Consider the following 16,078-nt stretch of genomic DNA (forward strand, 5'->3'; position numbering starts at 1 on the left):
AGGCAAGCGAAATGACAAACCCCTGTGAGTAAAATCACATCGTTTTCGCCCGTCCTGAGCCCCCAAACGGATGGCCTCCCGGCCCTTCGGATCCCGGTGACCCCCGCCGGACACCGTGGCAAGATGTAGCCATGAGCATCCCGGCGATCGAATTGATGACAACCCTGCGCTCCGGCCACTCAACATCACCCCGCCTGACCTGGTACGGCCCGGAGGCCGAGCGGGTGGAGCTTTCCGGACGTGTCCTGGATAACTGGGTGGCCAAGACCAGCAACCTGCTGCAGGACGAAGTGGATGCCGAACCGGGAATGCGGGTTCGTCTCGACCTCCCCGCCCACTGGAAGTCGCTGATCTGGGCGCTTGCTGCCTGGCAGTTGGGCATGGAAACCGTCCTCGACGGCGGCGGGGGTGATTTTCTGGTCACTGACCGGCCCGGGGCCCGCGAAGGGACCTACGACGCCGTCATTGCGGTTGCGCTGCCTGCCCTCGCCATGCGGTGGCCCGGGGAGCTGCCGGCCGGCGTGATCGACTACGCTTCCGAAGTGCGCTCCCACGGCGACGTGTTCATGGCGCACTCCGAGCCTGCTGCGAGCACCTGCGCCGTCACGGGCCGTGACGGCAACCAGCACCTGCACGAGGCCCTGCTGGATGGATTCGCCGCCTCCCACGATGAAGGAGTCCGGCTCCTCGTCCCGGCGGCAGAGGGCCTGGAAGCAGCGCTGTCCAACGCGCTGGGCGCCTGGCGAAGCGGCGGTTCAGTGGTCCTCGCCCACCCCGACGTTCAGCTGACAGACAAGCTCCTCGCCGCCGAACGGATCCGCGGCGCCTAACCTGGCATCTAAGCCTGGCGCCTAAGCCTGAAGACAGACCTGAACCTAGGGGCGGCCCGGACCCTCCGATGCGCCTTCGCGAGTACCTTCCGCGGCCCGCTCGTCCTGGTCCGCCGGTGCGGCCGCATGATCTTGGTGGTGGTGGAGCTCGATGAGCTCGTGGTCGTGGGAGAACTCCGGTTCCTGGTCCAGCTCCTGGTTGAAAACAAGGAACCGGTAGGCGAAAAAGCGGACGACTGTGGCCACGAGGATTCCCACCACTCCCGCGGCAAACAGCATGTTCTTTTCTGTAACGCCCAGTGAATACTTGGCGAACGCCGTGAAGCCGGTGGAGATGCCGATGCCGATCCCGTTGATGAGAATGAACATCAGGAATTCACGTAGCATATTCGCTTGCCGCCGGTGCCGGAAAGTCCATAGCCGGTTGGCGATCCAGGAGAAAATCGTCGCCACTGTGGCACCGACAAAACGCGCCTTCGCTTCGCTGTCCGTCATGGGGCCGTGCATCAGGTAGTACGTCAGGCCGTTGTCGATGACAAAGGCGACACCGCCCACTGCTCCAAACTTGGCCACCTCGCGCCAAAAAAGTGAGGCGAGCCCCCTGATACGATCTGCAAGTGCGCTAAACATGACCCTCCATGGCCGAACGAAATGTGGGCCACACGGCCAGAGGCCATTTTAGCCTTGTTTCCTGAACGTCCGCCCCTAGACGGGCAGGCAGGGGCCGGATTCAGCGGAAAATCCGGCCCGATGGCAGGCGAAAGCGGGGATCCAGCGCGGTCTTCTGTAGGCTGGCTCTTGTGACTTTTCCAGTAATCGGCGTGGTTGGCGGCGGCCAGCTCGCGCGCATGATGGCCCCAGCCGCCACTGCTCTTGGCTTTGAATTCCGTGTCCTGGCTGAAGGCGAGGACGTCTCAGCCGTTTCGGCCGTTTCCACCTCCCCGGTGGGTGACTACAAGGACCTCCAGACCCTTCTTGAGTTCGCTGACGGCCTGGACGTGATGACGTTCGATCATGAACACGTACCCACCGGCCACCTCCGCGCGCTGCAGGAAGCAGGGGTGAACGTCCAGCCCGGACCGGACGCCCTGGTCCACGCCCAGGACAAGCTGGTGATGCGCGCGGCCATCGACAGGCTGGGGCTTCCCAACCCGGTCTGGGCTTCCGTTGCTGACGTGGAGGCCCTGGCCAGCTTCGGCGACGAAACCGGCTGGCCTGTCGTCCTGAAGATGCCCCGCGGCGGCTATGACGGCAAGGGCGTCCGGATCGTCGAATCGGCGGCGGACGCAGCCGCCACCGCCGAATGGTTTGAGGCCATGAGTCCGCTGCTCGCCGAGGCCAAGGTCGAGTTCAGCCGGGAGCTGTCAGCTTTGGTGGCGCGGACACCGGACGGCGAAGCCCGGGCCTGGCCTGTCGCCCACACTATCCAGGTCGACGGCGTCTGCGATGAAGTGATCGCGCCCGCACTGAATATCCCGGTGGAAGTGGCTGCGTCCGCGGAGGACGCAGCGCTGCGCATCGCCAGCGAACTCGGCGTCACCGGAGTCATGGCCGTGGAACTCTTCGAAACCCCGGGGAAGGGTGCCGGATTCCTGATCAACGAGCTCGCGATGCGCCCGCACAACACGGGTCACTGGACCCAGGACGGTTCAGTGACCAGCCAGTTTGAGCAGCACCTCCGGGCCGTCCTCAACCTCCCCCTGGGCGCCACGGATATCCTGGGCCCGGTGGTCGTGATGAAGAACTTCCTGGGCGGCGACAATCAGGACCTGTTTTCGGCCTATCCCGCCGCGTTGGCCAGCGAACCGGCAGCGAAGGTGCACTGCTACGGCAAGGCCGTGCGCCCTGGCCGGAAGATCGGCCACGTCAACCTGGTCGGAACGTCAACAGCCGACGTCGAATCCCTGCGGGAACGCGCCACCCGTGTGGCCGGGATCATCCGCGACGGCCGGGCGCCTGCCGAAGAATCGCCACGGATTTCAGAGGAGAACGCATGACCGCCGGACGCACCCCCGCCAGCAGCTCTCCGGCCAGCCCGATTGTGGGACTGGTCATGGGCTCCGATTCGGACTGGCCGGTGATGGAGGCCGCGGCCGACGCCCTGGCCGAATTCGGCATTCCTTTCGAGGCGGACGTGGTATCCGCCCACCGGATGCCCCTCGAGATGATCCGGTACGGGCAGACAGCGCACCAACGAGGACTGCGGGTCATCATCGCCGGAGCCGGCGGCGCTGCCCACCTTCCGGGCATGCTGGCCAGCGTCACGCCGCTCCCTGTCATCGGTGTCCCCGTCCCGCTGAAGACCTTGGACGGTATGGATTCCCTCCTGTCCATTGTCCAGATGCCCGCAGGAGTCCCTGTTGCCACGGTTTCCATCGCGGGCGCACGCAACGCCGGTCTCCTCGCGGTGCGCATGCTCGCGTCCGGGACTGATGAGCTGGCCGCTTCCCTCCGCGCCGACCTCCTCGAATTCGCCCAGGACCTCAACGACGTTGCAACCCGCAAGGGTGCCAGCCTCCGGCAGAAGGTCAGTGAAGTCTTCGCGGATGGCAACGGCGTCTTCCGGGGCAGCCGTTAAGGCCCGCGATATGTCCAGAAGCGAACTGCAGCGGGGCGCCCCCGTCACAGCCATGACCGACCCCATCAGGTATCCTGCGGGCGCCTCCTCCCCTATCCGGACGAAGCGCGCCTTCTTCCTGCTGCTGCTGACCCTCCTGGTTCCGGGCAGTGCGCAGATTGTGGCCGGGGACCGCAAGCTGGGACGAATCGCCCTGCGGGTCACCCTGTGTGCCTGGGCGCTGCTGCTGGTGGCGCTGCTGCTGCTGGTGGTCAACCGGCCGTTCCTCATCAACATCATCACCAATCCCTTCGCTTCACTGCTGATTGTCCTGCTGCTCACGGCCCTCGCCGTCGGCTGGGCAGTCCTGTTCATCAACACGCTGCGGCTCATCCGCCCGGTGCTGCTGGCACCGCCGATGCGTCCCGCCGTCGGCCTTGCCCTGGTCCTGTCCTTGGTCCTGAGCAGCGGATCCCTGGGCTACGCTGCCTATCTGCTGAACGTGGGCCGGAATGCGATCGGCAGCATCTTCAACGCGGGCGGCCCCTCCATCCAACCCGTTGACGGCAGGTACAACTTCCTCATGATGGGCGGCGACGCCGGCGCCGACCGTACCGGGCGCCGGCCGGACAGCCTCTCGGTGCTGAGCGTGGATGCCAAGAGCGGACAAACCGCCATCATCTCCGTCCCGCGGAACCTCCAGAACGCCCAGTTCAGCGAGGGCTCCCCCATGCGCAAGATTTATCCCGACGGTTATGACTGCGGCGACGACTGCCTCATCAATGCCATCAATACTGAGGTCACGAACGAACACGCTGACCTCTACCCGGGTGTCGCGGACCCGGGGGCGCAGGCCACGCTGGAAGCCGTCTCCGGAACCCTGGGCATCACCGTGCAGGCCTACGTGCTGGTGGACATGGACGGCTTCGCCAAGCTCATCGACGCCATGGGCGGCATCAGGATCAAGGCCGGCGGCTGGGTGCCCATCAGCGGACCCATGGTGGATGAGGCCAACGGCATCCATGGCATGCCTGACGGCTGGATACCCGCCGGGGAACAGAAGCTGGATGGCTTCCACGCCCTCTGGTATGGCCGGTCCCGCGAATTCGTTGACGACTATGCCCGCATCCAGCGCCAGCAATGCGTCCAGCAGGCCATGCTGAAACAGCTTGACCCGGCCACGCTGCTGTCCAAGTTCGAGGACATCGCGAATGCCGGCACCAAGGTTGTGGAATCGAACATTTCCGCCAGCCAGCTGGGAAGCTTCCTAGACCTGGCCATCAAGGCGAAAGGCCAGGAGGTTAAGCGGCTCACGATCGGGCCGCCGGATTTCCCCGCCGCGTTTTCCACCACCCCGGACTTTAACGTCATCCATGACCGGGTGGACGAGCTGCTTGCCTCCGCGTCATCACCCCAAGCGGCAGGCGCGCCGGAAGACACCGTCGTGGAACCCTCAGTCACGGTCGGCCACCTCCAGGCGTCGGGACCGCGGCAGCCGGCCTCCCTGTCGACAACAGCCGGAAGCGAGACGCCGCCGGCACCGTCGTCGTCGGACTTCACCCCGGTGACCACCACGCCGGATGGCCGGCCGATCACCGAGGCAATGCTGAACCAGCTCAAGAGCCAAGGCAACGAACAGGCAATCCGGGACCTCGTGGCCACCAACGGTCAGTGCGCTGCCCTGTAAACCCTGCGCGTCCCTGGATGGGAGCCACCCGTTGGACCAGTAGCCCTATACACCTGCAGACCAAAGAAATGGACATGGCTGTGTACGAGATTGAGAACGTCCTCCGCGATTACGCCTGGGGTTCGACGACGGCGATCGCCGGACTCCTTGGCCGGCCGGAGTCGGGCCGGCCGGAAGCCGAACTCTGGATCGGCGCCCACCCGGACTCCCCCTCCGTTGCCCGCCGCAGTGACGGGACGGAAATCCCGCTGCATGCCCTGATTGCGGAAGACCCGGAGCATTTCCTGGGCGGGGCATCCGTTGCCAAATTCGGGCCGCGGCTCCCGTTCCTGGCGAAAATCCTGGCCGCGGCACAGCCCCTGTCGCTGCAGGTACACCCCAGCATCGGGCAGGCGAAGGCCGGGTTCGAACGGGAAAATGCTGCCGGCCTGGCACCTGACGCGCCGAACCGCAACTACCGCGATGACAACCACAAGCCGGAAATGATCTTCGCCCTGACGCCGTTCGAGGCGCTGTGCGGCTTCAGGGCTCCTGACGAGACGCGGAAGATCCTGCTGCACCTGGCCGGCTGTTTTGACCTGGTCGAATCCGAAGTGCCCAGGCTCGTCCAAGACCTGCTGGATGACCTTGCCGACGCCGACAGGAGTGCCGGGCTGCGGAAGGCCTTTGAACGGCTCATCACCGGCGGCCCGGCCGTTTCCGAGGCCACCGCGCTGGTGGCGGCGGCCCTGATTTCCGCGGCCCGCCTGGCCCCGTACCAGGCCGAGCTGTCCACTGTGGTCAGCCTGAACGAGAAATACCCGGGCGATCCCGGCGTGCTGATTTCGCTGCTGCTCAACAGGATTTCCCTGGCACCGGGCCAGGCCGTCTACCTGCCGGCTGGGAACGTGCACGCGTACCTGCATGGCCTGGGCGTGGAGGTCATGGCGTCGTCGGACAACGTGCTCCGCGGCGGCCTGACCCCGAAGTTCATCGACGTTCCCGAACTCCTGCGGACGATCGAGTTCCAACCGGTCGGCGTGCCCATGTTGTCCCCGGAAGTCTCGGGGCTGGGCCAGGAGCTCTACCAGCCGCCCTTCCGCGAGTTCCAGTTGCAGCGGATCCAACTGGAACCCGACGGCGGCCCTGTTCCGCTGGCACAGTCGGGTGCCGCCGTCGTGATTGTGGTTTCAGGCTCCGTGTACCTGGACTCGCCCAAAGGCGACCTGCAGCTGTCCCGTGGCGGCAGCGCCTTCCTGCCCGCCTCCGAAGCGCCCGTCAACGTCCATCCCGTCGCGGGTGCCGCGGATCCCGCCGTGGCCTTTGCTGTCACCACGTCCATGAAGGGCTGAGGCGTGGAATATTTCCTGCAGACCCAGGCCTGGGCGGATTTCCAGGCGTCCCTTGGACGCAGGGTCCACCAGCAGTCTGGACCGGGGTGGAGTTTCCTGGCTGTGGAGGAGAGGAACCCCGCCGGCAAGGTGCTCTACTCACCCTATGGCCCGGTGGCCTCGTCCCCTGAGGCCTTCGACGATGCCCTTGCCGCCCTTGTACGGGTGGCAAGAACCTGCGGTGCTGTGTTTGTCCGGATCGAACCTGCGTCCGCCGGCCTGGAAATGCCCGCTGCAGTCGTGGAGCTGCGGCGGCGGAGGCTGCAGCCGGCCCCGGTCAACCAGCAGCCCGAGCTCAGCTGGATCGTTGACCTGGATGGTGACTTCAAGGACGTCCTGGCTGCCATGAAGCCCGTGAACCGGAACCTGTACCGGAACATCCACAAAAAGGGCGTCACTTTCCGGAAGTCCCAGGATCCTGATGACATCCGGATCCTGCTGAACTTCCTGCACATGACCGCCAGACGCAACGGATTCAAGCCCCAAAGCGATGAATACCTGACCCAGGTGGCCGCTTCGCTGATGCCCGCCGGCGCCGCCACGCTCTTTGTCGCTGAGCTGCACGGCGGCCCCATCGCCGCCGCCCTGGCCTACGACTCCGCCGACACGCGCACGTACGCGCATGCGGCCATGGACGACTCCCATCGCAAACTCAGTGCAGGGATCCCGCTCCTGGTGACCCTGATGGCTGACGCCAAGGACCGCGGCCTCAAACATGTGGACCTCTGGGGTGTGGCGCCCTCAGATCAGCCGGACCACAAATGGGCAGGCTTCACCGCGTTCAAGAAGTCCTTCGGCGGCCGGGAGGTCTTGTATCCCGGAACGTGGGACCTGCCGGTGAAGAAGCTCCGGTATGCGGCCTATCAGCTCGCCCGCAGGCTGCGGACCAAGCTCCCCTCCCTCCCCGCGCGAACTGGCCCATAAAACGCTCAAAACCCCCGTTTGGGGTCATGAGGGTGTCCGGGGCATGCTTCATGCTGCCCCGTGGCAGCCTCCCCAATCCGTTATCCACAGGACAGGTTCGAGGGTTAACGCGAACTGGCAGCTTACGACGCCAAATCAGGGGGGATTTGAGGTCATCTGCTGCCAGTTCGAGCCGCTGGAGTCCGTGCGCCGCTGAGCTTCTAGTGCTTGCGGGCGTAGCCTTCCCACTTGCTGGCCTGGTGCTCGCCGTCCACGAAGCGGATGGTGCCGGACTTGGACCGCATCACAATCGACTGGGTGAGGACCTTGTCCTTGGAGTAGCGCACGCCCTTGAGGAGGTCGCCGTCGGTGATGCCGGTGGCCGCGAAGTAGCAGTTGTCGCTGGTGACGAGGTCGTTCGTGGACAGCACGCGCTCGAGGTCGTGGCCGGCGTCGATCGCCTTCTGCTTCTCTTCATCGCTGGTGGGCCAAAGGCGGCCCTGGATCACACCGCCAAGCGATTTGATGGCGCATGCTGCGACGATTCCTTCGGGAGTGCCGCCGATGCCCATCAGGGCGTCAACACCGGTGCCCGCACGGGCAGCCGCGATGGCACCGGCGACGTCGCCGTCCATGATGAATTTGGTGCGCGCACCGGCTTCGCGGATTTCCTCCACGAGCGGGCGGTGGCGGTCGCGGTCAAGAATCATGACGTTGAGCTGGTTGACTTTGACGCCCTTGGCCTTGGCGATGAGGTGCAGGTTCTGCTTGACGGGGAGGCGGAGGTCAACCATGTCGGCAGCCTCGGGGCCGGTCACCAGCTTCTCCATGTAGAACACGGCAGAGGGGTCGAACATGGAGCCGCGCTCGGCCACGGCCAGGACGGCAAGGGCGTTGTTGATGCCGAGGGCAGTCAGGCGGGTACCGTCGATCGGGTCCACGGCAACATCGCATTCCGGGCCCGTGCCGTCACCAACGTGTTCGCCGTTGAACAACATGGGGGCTTCATCTTTTTCGCCTTCGCCGATGACCACAACGCCGTTGAAGTGGACCGTCTGAAGGAAGGAGCGCATGGCGTCAACGGCTGCACCGTCCGCCTTGTTCTTGTCGCCGAAGCCAACCCAGTGGCCGCCGGCAATGGCTGCAGCCTCGGTGACGCGGACAAGCTCGAGTGCAAGGTTGCGGTCCGGCTCATCGAGCCCGACTGCCAGAGCCGGGGAGAGTGTGGAGTACTTCTGGGTCATGGACGCTGGTGACACGTGAACCTCTTCTTCGAGTGGCGATCATTGAACCCGCTCAGCCGGATTCAGCTGGCGGGGCGATTCCTCTGGTACTGATCATAGTCCGGGCCCCGCCGTCGGGCGGCGGATGACGCGGGCGCGCAACATGCCCTGCTGACCCCGCGCCATCCCGAATGTGAGTTGGAGCCCTGCATGGGCGACTATAGAAGGGTGAGTGAAATGCAGGAAAAGAGTAGCCCCGCGCCCGGTCCCTCGGATCCCGCAGGTAAGGACGGCGCCAGCGGGAGCGGTGCCCAGGCACCCGTAAAGCCCGTGATTCCGGCCGCAGCGGCAAAGCGCGCGAATGCCTCGGTGATCGGCATGATCATTGCGCTGGTGATCAGCATCGCCGCCTTCCTGCCCATCATTTTGATGAATCCCTCGCCCAAGAGCGACGGATACAAGCCGAATATCGACGTCACTGCGGTGGCCCGGAACGCCACGGATGTGGCAGGATTCACACCCGTCGCCCCGGACACGGGCAACACCTTCACCTCAAACTATGCGCGCTGGGAGTCCGGCAGCGGGAGCGGAGTTCCCGCCTGGGAAGCCGGATACCTGACGCCCAAGCAGTCCTTCATCGCGCTGGTGCAGACACGCCAGGCAAATCCCACCTGGCTGCTGCAGCAGACCAAAAGCGCCCCTGTCACCGGAAGCCGCAGTGCCGGCGGCCGGGACTGGGAGTTGCGTGACACGGGCAAAGGCGAGAAGAGCATGGTGCTCGCGTACCGCGGCACCACTGTTGTCCTGACCGGGCCGGCTCAGCTGGACGAGTTCTCCGTGCTTGCAGCCGCCGTCGTCAAATCACTGGACAGCAATCCCGCCGTAACGATTTCCCCCTCGGCCAGCACCGCACCGTAAGGTAGGCGCGTGGCTACCTATCTGACTCCCGCTCTCGCCTGGCGCCGGATGCGCGAAGGCAACGAACGCTTTGTTGCCGGCGAATCCTCGCACCCGAACCAGGACGCCTCCCGCCGGTCCTCGCTTGTGGAAAACCAGCATCCCTTTGCCGTGATCTTCGGCTGCTCGGATTCCCGGCTTGCTGCCGAGATCATCTTCGACCTGGGTCTCGGGGATGCTTTCGTCGTCCGCACCGCGGGACAGGTGATCGACGACGCCGTGCTGGGCTCCCTTGAGTACAGCATCAGCGAGCTGGGGGTACCGCTGATCGCGGTGCTGGGGCATGACAGCTGCGGGGCCGTCAGTGCCACCAAGGCAGCCGTCGATACAGGCCAGATGCCCATCGGCTTCATCCGCGACCTCGTGGAGCGCATCACCCCGTCGGTCCTGACATCCATGCGGAACGACCGGCACGAGGTCAACGACATGGTGGTGGAACACGTGAAACAGACATCGAAGCGCCTCGTGGACAGCTCCCGTGTGATTTCCGCCGCAATTGATGACGGCCGGACAGCCGTGATCGGGCTTTCCTACAGCCTTGCGGAGGGCCGGGCGAACGTAGTTTCCGGCATCGGAGACCTTTAGGCGGCAGCGCCAACAGTGCCGGTAGCATGCGGTTCACGGTTTTCAATGGGGCGCCAAACCGCCCTAAGCTAGCCCCATGACTTCCACTGAAGAGTTCCGCATTGAACATGACACGATGGGCGAAGTCCGCGTCCCCGTGAACGCACTGTACCGCGCGCAGACGCAGCGGGCAGTGGAGAACTTTCCGATTTCCGGCAAGACCCTGGAACGCGCGCACATTGAGGCGCTTGCCCGGGTCAAGAAGGCCGCTGCCCAGGCCAACGCTGAACTGGGCGTGCTCGACGGCGAGCTTGCCAAGGCCATCGCAGACGCAGCCGATGAGGTAGCAGCCGGCAAGTACGACGGTGACTTCCCCATCGATGTCTTCCAGACCGGCTCCGGCACATCCTCGAACATGAACACCAACGAGGTCATCGCCGAGCTCGCTTCGCGTGCCCTCAAGGCGGCGGGAAGCGACAAGGTTGTCCACCCGAACGACCACGTCAACGCCTCCCAGTCCTCTAACGACGTCTTCCCCACGTCGGTCCACGTCGCCGCCACCTCTGCCTTGATCAACGACCTCATTCCTGCGCTGGGCTACCTCGCCGAGTCGCTGGAGCGCAAGGCAGTGGAGTTCAAGGACGTGGTCAAGTCCGGCCGCACCCACCTCATGGACGCCACTCCGGTGACCCTGGGCCAGGAGTTCGGCGGCTACGCTGCCCAGGTCCGCTACGGTATCGAGCGAATCAACGCTTCCCTCCCCCGCGTTGCTGAGGTACCCCTCGGCGGCACAGCTGTGGGCACCGGCATCAACACCCCTGCCGGCTTCCCGGAGCGGGTCATCGAGCTGCTGGCCACGGACACCGGACTCCCGCTGACCGAGGCCCGCGACCACTTTGAGGCCCAGGCCAACCGCGACGGCCTGATTGAGGCCTCCAGCCAGCTCCGCAACATCGCCATCTCCTTCATGAAGATCAACAACGACCTCCGCTGGATGGGCTCCGGCCCCAACACGGGCCTCGGCGAAATCGCCATCCCGGACCTACAGCCGGGCTCGTCCATCATGCCCGGCAAGGTCAACCCCGTCATCTGCGAGGCCTCCATCATGGTGGCCGCCCAGGTCATCGGCAATGACACCGCCATCGCTTGGTCAGGCACCAACGGCGCCTTCGAATTGAACGTCGGCATCCCGGTCATGGCCGCCAACCTGCTGGAGTCGGTACGCCTGCTGGCCAACACCAGCCGCGTGATGGCGGACAGGATGATCGACGGCATCACCGCCAACGTGGAGCGCGCCCGCTTCCTCGCCGAAGCCTCACCGTCCATCGTCACCCCGCTGAACAAGTACATCGGCTACGAGAACGCCGCGAAGATCGCCAAAAAGGCCGTGGCCGAGGGCCTGACCATCCGTGAGACCGTCATTGCCATGGGTTTCCTGGAGCGCGGTGAGGTCACCGAGGAGCAGCTGGACACCGCCCTGGACGTGATGTCCATGACGCGCCCTCCGCACAAAGCCTAATTCCCCACCGCCTCCCTAGCTTCGCTCCGCTCAGCCAGGGAACCCTCGGCGGCGGAGGCCCCGATTAGACCGCCGGCCGCCCGCCTTCCCAGTGAAGGCGGGCGGCCGCGTCGTTAAGAAAGTTGCCGCTAGAACCCGCCATCCAGCAAAGTTGCACTGATTTGAAAAGAGTGCAAACATTTACTGTATGACTGATAGTGCACTAATTGACGGTGGACTGCGTGAACGAAAGCGCGCCGCCACGCGCGGGGCCATCACCGCCGTCGCCCGGAACCTAACCGCAGAGCGCGGGTTCAACGGATACACCGTGGAGGAAGTCTGCGACCTGGCGGAAATTTCACGCCGGACCTTCTTCAACTACTTCCCCACCAAGGAAGACGCCATTCTGGGGCACATGGCCGATGAGGTTCCGGCCGGCATTTTTGACGATTTTGTTGCCGCCGGGGCCTCGTCTCCCTCAGGCCAAATCTCCGAAAGGCTGTTCCAGGATCTGATTCAGCTATCACTGAAGCTGTCCGAGCACCTGAGCGGGTCCGAGGAAGAAACCCGGCAGCTGATTGGCGTCATCAAAAAGGAACCCCAGCTGATCCTCCGGATCATTGGAGCCACCGAAGAACGCGAGGCGGAATTTGCCCGGGTCCTGGCACGCCGCGAAGGCGTGCCGCCGGACCACCCTGTGGTGACGATGGCTGTGACCCTGCTGGGCAGCATCAGCAGGAAGACCAGCATGGTCTATTTCTCTGACGGCAACACCAGGCCCTTCCGGGAACTCCTGCTCGAGAACATTTCGGCTGCCCGGCAGCTGTTCACCCAGCCTTACCAAGAACCCGTAGAAGGAACCCGATGACTAGCACGCTCAGTCCCACCGCAACGGCCCGGCCGTTGCTGCTTACCCAGAGGCGGATCTGGATCATCTTTTCCGCGCTCATTGCGGGCATGCTCCTCTCAAGCCTGGACCAGACCATAGTGTCCACGGCCATGCCCACCATCGTGGGCAAGCTGGGCGGGGTGGAGCACCAGGCCTGGATCACCACCGCGTACCTTCTGGCCACCACCATAGTGATGCCGATCTACGGCAAGTTCGGTGACATCCTGGGCCGCCGCAACCTGTTCCTCATCGCCATTGCGCTGTTCACGCTCGCTTCCCTCGGGTGTGCATTCGCCACGGATTTCTGGGGTTTCGTCATCTTCCGCGCCATCCAGGGTCTGGGCGGTGGCGGCCTCATGATCCTCTCGCAGGCCATTATCGCTGACATCGTGCCCGCAAAGGACCGCGGCAAGTACATGGGCCCGCTCGGCGCCATCTTCGGCCTCTCCGCCGTCGCAGGGCCGCTCCTTGGCGGCTTCTTCGTCGACCACCTGACCTGGGAATGGGCCTTCTACATCAACATCCCCATCGGCATCGCAGCCTTCGCCATTGCCTGGTTTACCCTGACCCTGCCAAACAAAAAGGCCCAGAAGCGCATCGACATCCTGGGCGTTGTGATGCTGTCCGCGGCCACGGCGTGCCTGATCTTCTTCATGGACTTTGGCGGAAAGAAGGATGAGGGCTGGGACTCTCCGCTCACCTGGGCCTTCGGAGCCGGACTTCTCATTTCCGCAGCCGCATTCGTTCTGGTGGAACGCCGCGCCGAGGACCCCATCATCCCGCTCAGCCTCTTCAGGAACCGGATCTTCGTCAACGCCACGGCAATCGGGTTCACCCTCGGCCTGGGCATGTTCGCCGCCATCGCGTTTGTTCCGACATTCCTCCAGATGTCCTCGGGAACGTCGGCGGCCGAGTCAGGGTTGCTGATGCTGCCCATGATGGTTGGCCTGATGGGCATGTCCATCTACTCCGGCATCCGGATCTCCAAGACCGGCAAGTACAAAATGTTCCCCATCCTGGGCGCAGCCCTCACGATGGCGGCCATGCTGTGGATGACAACGCTCACTGCGGAAACGCCCATCTGGGTCATCTGCGTCCAGCTGTTCATCTTCGGCTCCGGGCTTGGCCTGATCATGCAGGTCATCGTCCTGGTGGTCCAGAACTCGGTGCCTCCGGAACAGATCGGCACCGCCACCAGCACCAACAACTACTTCCGTGAAGTGGGCGCCTCCATGGGCGTGGCGGTTTTCGGATCAATCTTCACCACCCGCCTTGCCGAATCCCTCTCGACCGCCTTCAAGGGGGCCGGAGCCTCTGCCGACCAGGCCTCGCAGGCCACCAGCACGCTCGATCCGCAGGCACTGAGCCAGCTGCCGGAACAACTAAGGGACGCCATCGTGAACGCCTACGCTGAATCCCTGGCTCCCGTCTTCTGGTACCTGGTCCCGTTCATCGCGGCCGCCCTGCTCCTGGCGATCACCCTGAAGCAGATCCCCCTTTCGGACACCGCCGGAATGGTGGCCAGCGGGGAAGCCGTCGGCGGGGAGGAGGCCGAACGCCTCGAGGCAGGGCTTCGGGCGGAGGAACTGGTCTCCCCGGGCCGCTGACCGTGCCTGTCAGGGCTCGAAGTGCGTCGCCTCACCGGGTGCCAGGGCGCGGCGGATGGCTGTGAGGTGGCCAGGCATCAGCTCTGGCAATTCGTCCAGGCCGAACCAGCCCACAGCCAGGGATTCGTCGTCGTTGACCCTTGCCGTGCCCGAGATGTAGCGGCAGCGGAAAACGACGTCCAGGAATTCGCAGACATCGCCGTTCGGGTAGGTGAACGGTCCCACAGCACCCACGGAGACTACCTGCTCCGGCTCCGCCACCACGGCGGTCTCCTCAAAAATCTCACGCACCAGCCCCCGCGCCGGGTGCTCGCCGGGCTCCAGCATCCCGGAGATGAGGGCCCACTGGCCATTATCGGCACGCCGGGCCAGCAGAACGCGGCCCCGGCCATCAACGACCACCCCTCGGACACCAGGAACCCACAACGGGTCGTTGCCGATTTTTTCACGGAGTCGCAGGATGTAGTCAGGAGCCGGCATCCTGCCAGCCTACCGCGCTCGTCAGGCGGGGCCGAGTAGCAGGAGCCGAGCGCGTCAGGCGGGAAGCAGCATGGCTGCGGCAGCTCCGGCAAGCATGAACGGGCCGAACGGGATGGAGGATTTCAGGGTGCCCCGGCGGGCGGCCAGGAGTCCCAGGGACCAGAGCCCGCCCAGCAGGAAGGCCGCAAAGGTACCGGCAAAGACATGTGCCCAGCCCAGGTAGCCGAGATACATGCCGAGGACCCCCGCGAGCTTGACGTCGCCAAAGCCCATCCCCGGCGGATAAAGGAGGCGGAGGACAAAGTAGAAGGCCCACAGGACGGCGCCTCCGGCGAGGATACGAAGGGCAGGAACCCCGAGAAACTCGGCGGCGCCATCCGGCATCGCCCCGAACCCCGCGGGCCCCGCAGCACTGTGCACGATGACCGCCGCGAGCAGCAGGATTCCCGCCACGGCATAGCTAGGGAACACGATCCGGTTGGGCAGGAGGTGGTGGCGCACGTCGATAACAGTGAGCCGCACCGCCATCACGGCAAAATAGGCGCAGGCTGCCAGAACCAGCCAAAACGCCAGCGGTGTGGCAACCCACAGTTCATCCAGTCGTCGGATCACACCTCGGATGCTACTGGATTTCGCATCCGCGCCGCAGAGCCCGCGCGTAAACTGTGGATATGGCGACATGGGACACCAGGCACCGGCCCGATCCGGACAGCAGCGCCGGGTCCGCGGACGTGGCCACCTTGTTCCGGAACCTTTGCAGATCCTCCCCCTGGAAATGGCAGTCCCTGCGCTTTGAATACTGGGATGAGCCGTTCGCGCAGGCCCCTGATCCTGCGGCTCCCCTGGTCCGCGCCTGGCTGCGGAGGCCGGGCGCCCTGCGCCTGGAGACCGCGGACGGACTTGTCCTCCACAGCACCACCGGGATCAATGATTCCAAGGACGGCTTTTACGTCAGCGCCACGCGGAAGTCGTGGCTGCTGCCGCCCCATCTGGTGGCGCCCGTCTACGAGGAAGGCCTGGTCAGGCGCCGTCCCGAGGCCGCCTACGGGGAGCCCGGGTTCGGCAACGGCCGCTTCTCCGCCGCCTTGGACCCGGTGGAGCTCGCAGGAAACGCGCCTGTCCCGCTTGAGTTCCCCGGCAGCAATGCGGTGGAGCTCGTGGATGTGCACCGGGTTGACCATGACGGCCGGCCGGCGCTGGAGGCCGTCGTTACTCCCACGGCGGCGTACCAGGCCTCAGACCCCGGCGCGCCGCTGTGCCTGCCGGGCAGCAACCGGGTGCGGATAGACCTTGGAACAGGCGTCTGCGTGTCCAGCCAGTCACTTGAACCGGCGACTCAGGACTACGGGCACTGGCTGAGAATCCTCGGTGTGGATGAGTACATGCTTGATGACCTCTTCGTGGCGGAGTCCATGAACCTCACTGATGTCCGCCGGCACATCAGCTGGGACATCCCCGCCTGAACTGCAGCCGTGACAGGGCGGAAGCCCGGCGGCTCGGCTAAGCTGCCCTG

General features: G+C 64.9%; 16 protein-coding genes. 12 read left to right on the forward strand and 4 right to left on the reverse strand.

What is annotated here, in order from left to right; translation table 11 throughout:
• Window positions 1-131: 131 nt before the first annotated feature.
• Window positions 132-830 carry a TIGR03089 family protein gene (locus QFZ40_RS13860; protein ID WP_306905088.1) on the forward strand — a complete coding sequence of 233 codons (699 nt, stop codon included), beginning with the start codon at window positions 132-134 and terminating at the stop codon, window positions 828-830.
• A 45-nt stretch (window positions 831-875) separates the two neighbouring features.
• On the opposite strand, the gene QFZ40_RS13865 is transcribed toward QFZ40_RS13860, so the two are convergent.
• Entirely contained in the window at window positions 876-1,460 is a 585-nt protein-coding gene (locus QFZ40_RS13865; protein WP_306905089.1) for a GtrA family protein, read from the reverse strand.
• Window positions 1,461-1,630: 170 nt separating this feature from the next.
• Here QFZ40_RS13865 and QFZ40_RS13870 point away from each other — a divergent pair, with 170 nt between their 5' ends.
• The 5 genes from QFZ40_RS13870 to QFZ40_RS13890 all read left to right on the forward strand — a co-directional run bounded on the left by QFZ40_RS13870 (window position 1,631) and on the right by QFZ40_RS13890 (window position 7,368).
• On the forward strand, window positions 1,631-2,827 hold the full coding sequence (locus tag QFZ40_RS13870) for a 5-(carboxyamino)imidazole ribonucleotide synthase (RefSeq protein WP_306905091.1): 1,197 nt from the start codon (window positions 1,631-1,633) through the stop codon (window positions 2,825-2,827).
• On the forward strand, window positions 2,824-3,408 hold the full coding sequence (gene purE / locus QFZ40_RS13875) for a 5-(carboxyamino)imidazole ribonucleotide mutase (protein ID WP_306905094.1): 585 nt from the start codon (window positions 2,824-2,826) through the stop codon (window positions 3,406-3,408). The genes QFZ40_RS13870 and purE overlap by 4 nt, the downstream gene beginning before the upstream one ends.
• A 10-nt stretch (window positions 3,409-3,418) precedes the next feature.
• On the forward strand, window positions 3,419-5,074 hold the full coding sequence (locus QFZ40_RS13880) for an LCP family protein (protein ID WP_306905097.1): 1,656 nt from the start codon (window positions 3,419-3,421) through the stop codon (window positions 5,072-5,074).
• 80 nt (window positions 5,075-5,154) lie between these two features.
• Window positions 5,155-6,405 carry a mannose-6-phosphate isomerase, class I gene (gene manA, locus QFZ40_RS13885; protein ID WP_306906925.1) on the forward strand — a complete coding sequence of 417 codons (1,251 nt, stop codon included), beginning with the start codon at window positions 5,155-5,157 and terminating at the stop codon, window positions 6,403-6,405.
• A gap of 3 nt (window positions 6,406-6,408) precedes the next feature.
• Window positions 6,409-7,368: a lipid II:glycine glycyltransferase FemX gene (locus tag QFZ40_RS13890; protein WP_306905099.1), complete on the forward strand. Its 960-nt coding sequence runs from the start codon at window positions 6,409-6,411 to the stop codon at window positions 7,366-7,368.
• A gap of 200 nt (window positions 7,369-7,568) precedes the next feature.
• Here QFZ40_RS13890 and glpX read toward each other — a convergent pair whose 3' ends face one another.
• The gene (gene glpX / locus QFZ40_RS13895) at window positions 7,569-8,591 is read right to left on the reverse strand and encodes a class II fructose-bisphosphatase (protein ID WP_306906926.1); all 1,023 of its coding nucleotides are present in this window, start codon (window positions 8,589-8,591) and stop codon (window positions 7,569-7,571) included.
• 216 nt (window positions 8,592-8,807) lie between these two features.
• Between glpX and QFZ40_RS13900 the strand changes: the two genes are divergently transcribed.
• From QFZ40_RS13900 to QFZ40_RS13920, 5 genes are all read left to right on the forward strand, one after another.
• On the forward strand, window positions 8,808-9,488 hold the full coding sequence (locus QFZ40_RS13900) for a DUF4245 domain-containing protein (protein WP_306905101.1): 681 nt from the start codon (window positions 8,808-8,810) through the stop codon (window positions 9,486-9,488).
• A 9-nt stretch (window positions 9,489-9,497) separates the two neighbouring features.
• Window positions 9,498-10,112 (forward strand): carbonic anhydrase, encoded by a 615-nt coding sequence (locus QFZ40_RS13905; protein ID WP_306905102.1) that lies wholly within the window; start codon window positions 9,498-9,500, stop codon window positions 10,110-10,112.
• 76 nt (window positions 10,113-10,188) lie between these two features.
• On the forward strand, window positions 10,189-11,610 hold the full coding sequence (locus QFZ40_RS13910; protein WP_306905103.1) for a class II fumarate hydratase: 1,422 nt from the start codon (window positions 10,189-10,191) through the stop codon (window positions 11,608-11,610).
• 187 nt (window positions 11,611-11,797) lie between these two features.
• Window positions 11,798-12,457, forward strand: coding sequence for a TetR family transcriptional regulator (locus QFZ40_RS13915; protein ID WP_306905104.1), 660 nt, complete (start codon window positions 11,798-11,800; stop codon window positions 12,455-12,457).
• The gene (locus tag QFZ40_RS13920; RefSeq protein WP_306905105.1) at window positions 12,454-14,085 is read left to right on the forward strand and encodes an MDR family MFS transporter; all 1,632 of its coding nucleotides are present in this window, start codon (window positions 12,454-12,456) and stop codon (window positions 14,083-14,085) included. The genes QFZ40_RS13915 and QFZ40_RS13920 overlap by 4 nt, the downstream gene beginning before the upstream one ends.
• A gap of 9 nt (window positions 14,086-14,094) precedes the next feature.
• Here QFZ40_RS13920 and QFZ40_RS13925 read toward each other — a convergent pair whose 3' ends face one another.
• Window positions 14,095-14,565, reverse strand: coding sequence for an NUDIX hydrolase (locus QFZ40_RS13925; protein ID WP_306905106.1), 471 nt, complete (start codon window positions 14,563-14,565; stop codon window positions 14,095-14,097).
• Window positions 14,566-14,619: 54 nt separating this feature from the next.
• On the reverse strand, window positions 14,620-15,177 hold the full coding sequence (locus QFZ40_RS13930) for a prepilin peptidase (protein ID WP_306905107.1): 558 nt from the start codon (window positions 15,175-15,177) through the stop codon (window positions 14,620-14,622).
• A 59-nt stretch (window positions 15,178-15,236) separates the two neighbouring features.
• Between QFZ40_RS13930 and QFZ40_RS13935 the strand changes: the two genes are divergently transcribed.
• The gene (locus QFZ40_RS13935) at window positions 15,237-16,028 is read left to right on the forward strand and encodes a hypothetical protein (RefSeq protein WP_306905109.1); all 792 of its coding nucleotides are present in this window, start codon (window positions 15,237-15,239) and stop codon (window positions 16,026-16,028) included.
• The last annotated feature ends 50 nt before the right edge of the window (window positions 16,029-16,078 follow it).

This window comes from Arthrobacter pascens (assembly GCF_030816475.1).
Lineage (GTDB): Bacteria > Actinomycetota > Actinomycetes > Actinomycetales > Micrococcaceae > Arthrobacter > Arthrobacter pascens_B.

Coding starts and splice junctions, on each gene's coding strand:
- QFZ40_RS13920 (WP_306905105.1), top strand. CDS start 12,454: ATGACTAGCACGCTCAGTCCCACCGCAACGGCCCGGCCGTTGCTGCTT.
- QFZ40_RS13860 (WP_306905088.1), top strand. CDS start 132: ATGAGCATCCCGGCGATCGAATTGATGACAACCCTGCGCTCCGGCCAC.
- purE (WP_306905094.1), top strand. CDS start 2,824: ATGACCGCCGGACGCACCCCCGCCAGCAGCTCTCCGGCCAGCCCGATT.
- QFZ40_RS13880 (WP_306905097.1), top strand. CDS start 3,419: ATGTCCAGAAGCGAACTGCAGCGGGGCGCCCCCGTCACAGCCATGACC.
- QFZ40_RS13915 (WP_306905104.1), top strand. CDS start 11,798: ATGACTGATAGTGCACTAATTGACGGTGGACTGCGTGAACGAAAGCGC.
- QFZ40_RS13900 (WP_306905101.1), top strand. CDS start 8,808: ATGCAGGAAAAGAGTAGCCCCGCGCCCGGTCCCTCGGATCCCGCAGGT.
- QFZ40_RS13925 (WP_306905106.1), bottom strand. CDS start 14,565: ATGCCGGCTCCTGACTACATCCTGCGACTCCGTGAAAAAATCGGCAAC.
- QFZ40_RS13910 (WP_306905103.1), top strand. CDS start 10,189: ATGACTTCCACTGAAGAGTTCCGCATTGAACATGACACGATGGGCGAA.
- glpX (WP_306906926.1), bottom strand. CDS start 8,591: ATGACCCAGAAGTACTCCACACTCTCCCCGGCTCTGGCAGTCGGGCTC.
- QFZ40_RS13935 (WP_306905109.1), top strand. CDS start 15,237: ATGGCGACATGGGACACCAGGCACCGGCCCGATCCGGACAGCAGCGCC.
- QFZ40_RS13865 (WP_306905089.1), bottom strand. CDS start 1,460: ATGTTTAGCGCACTTGCAGATCGTATCAGGGGGCTCGCCTCACTTTTT.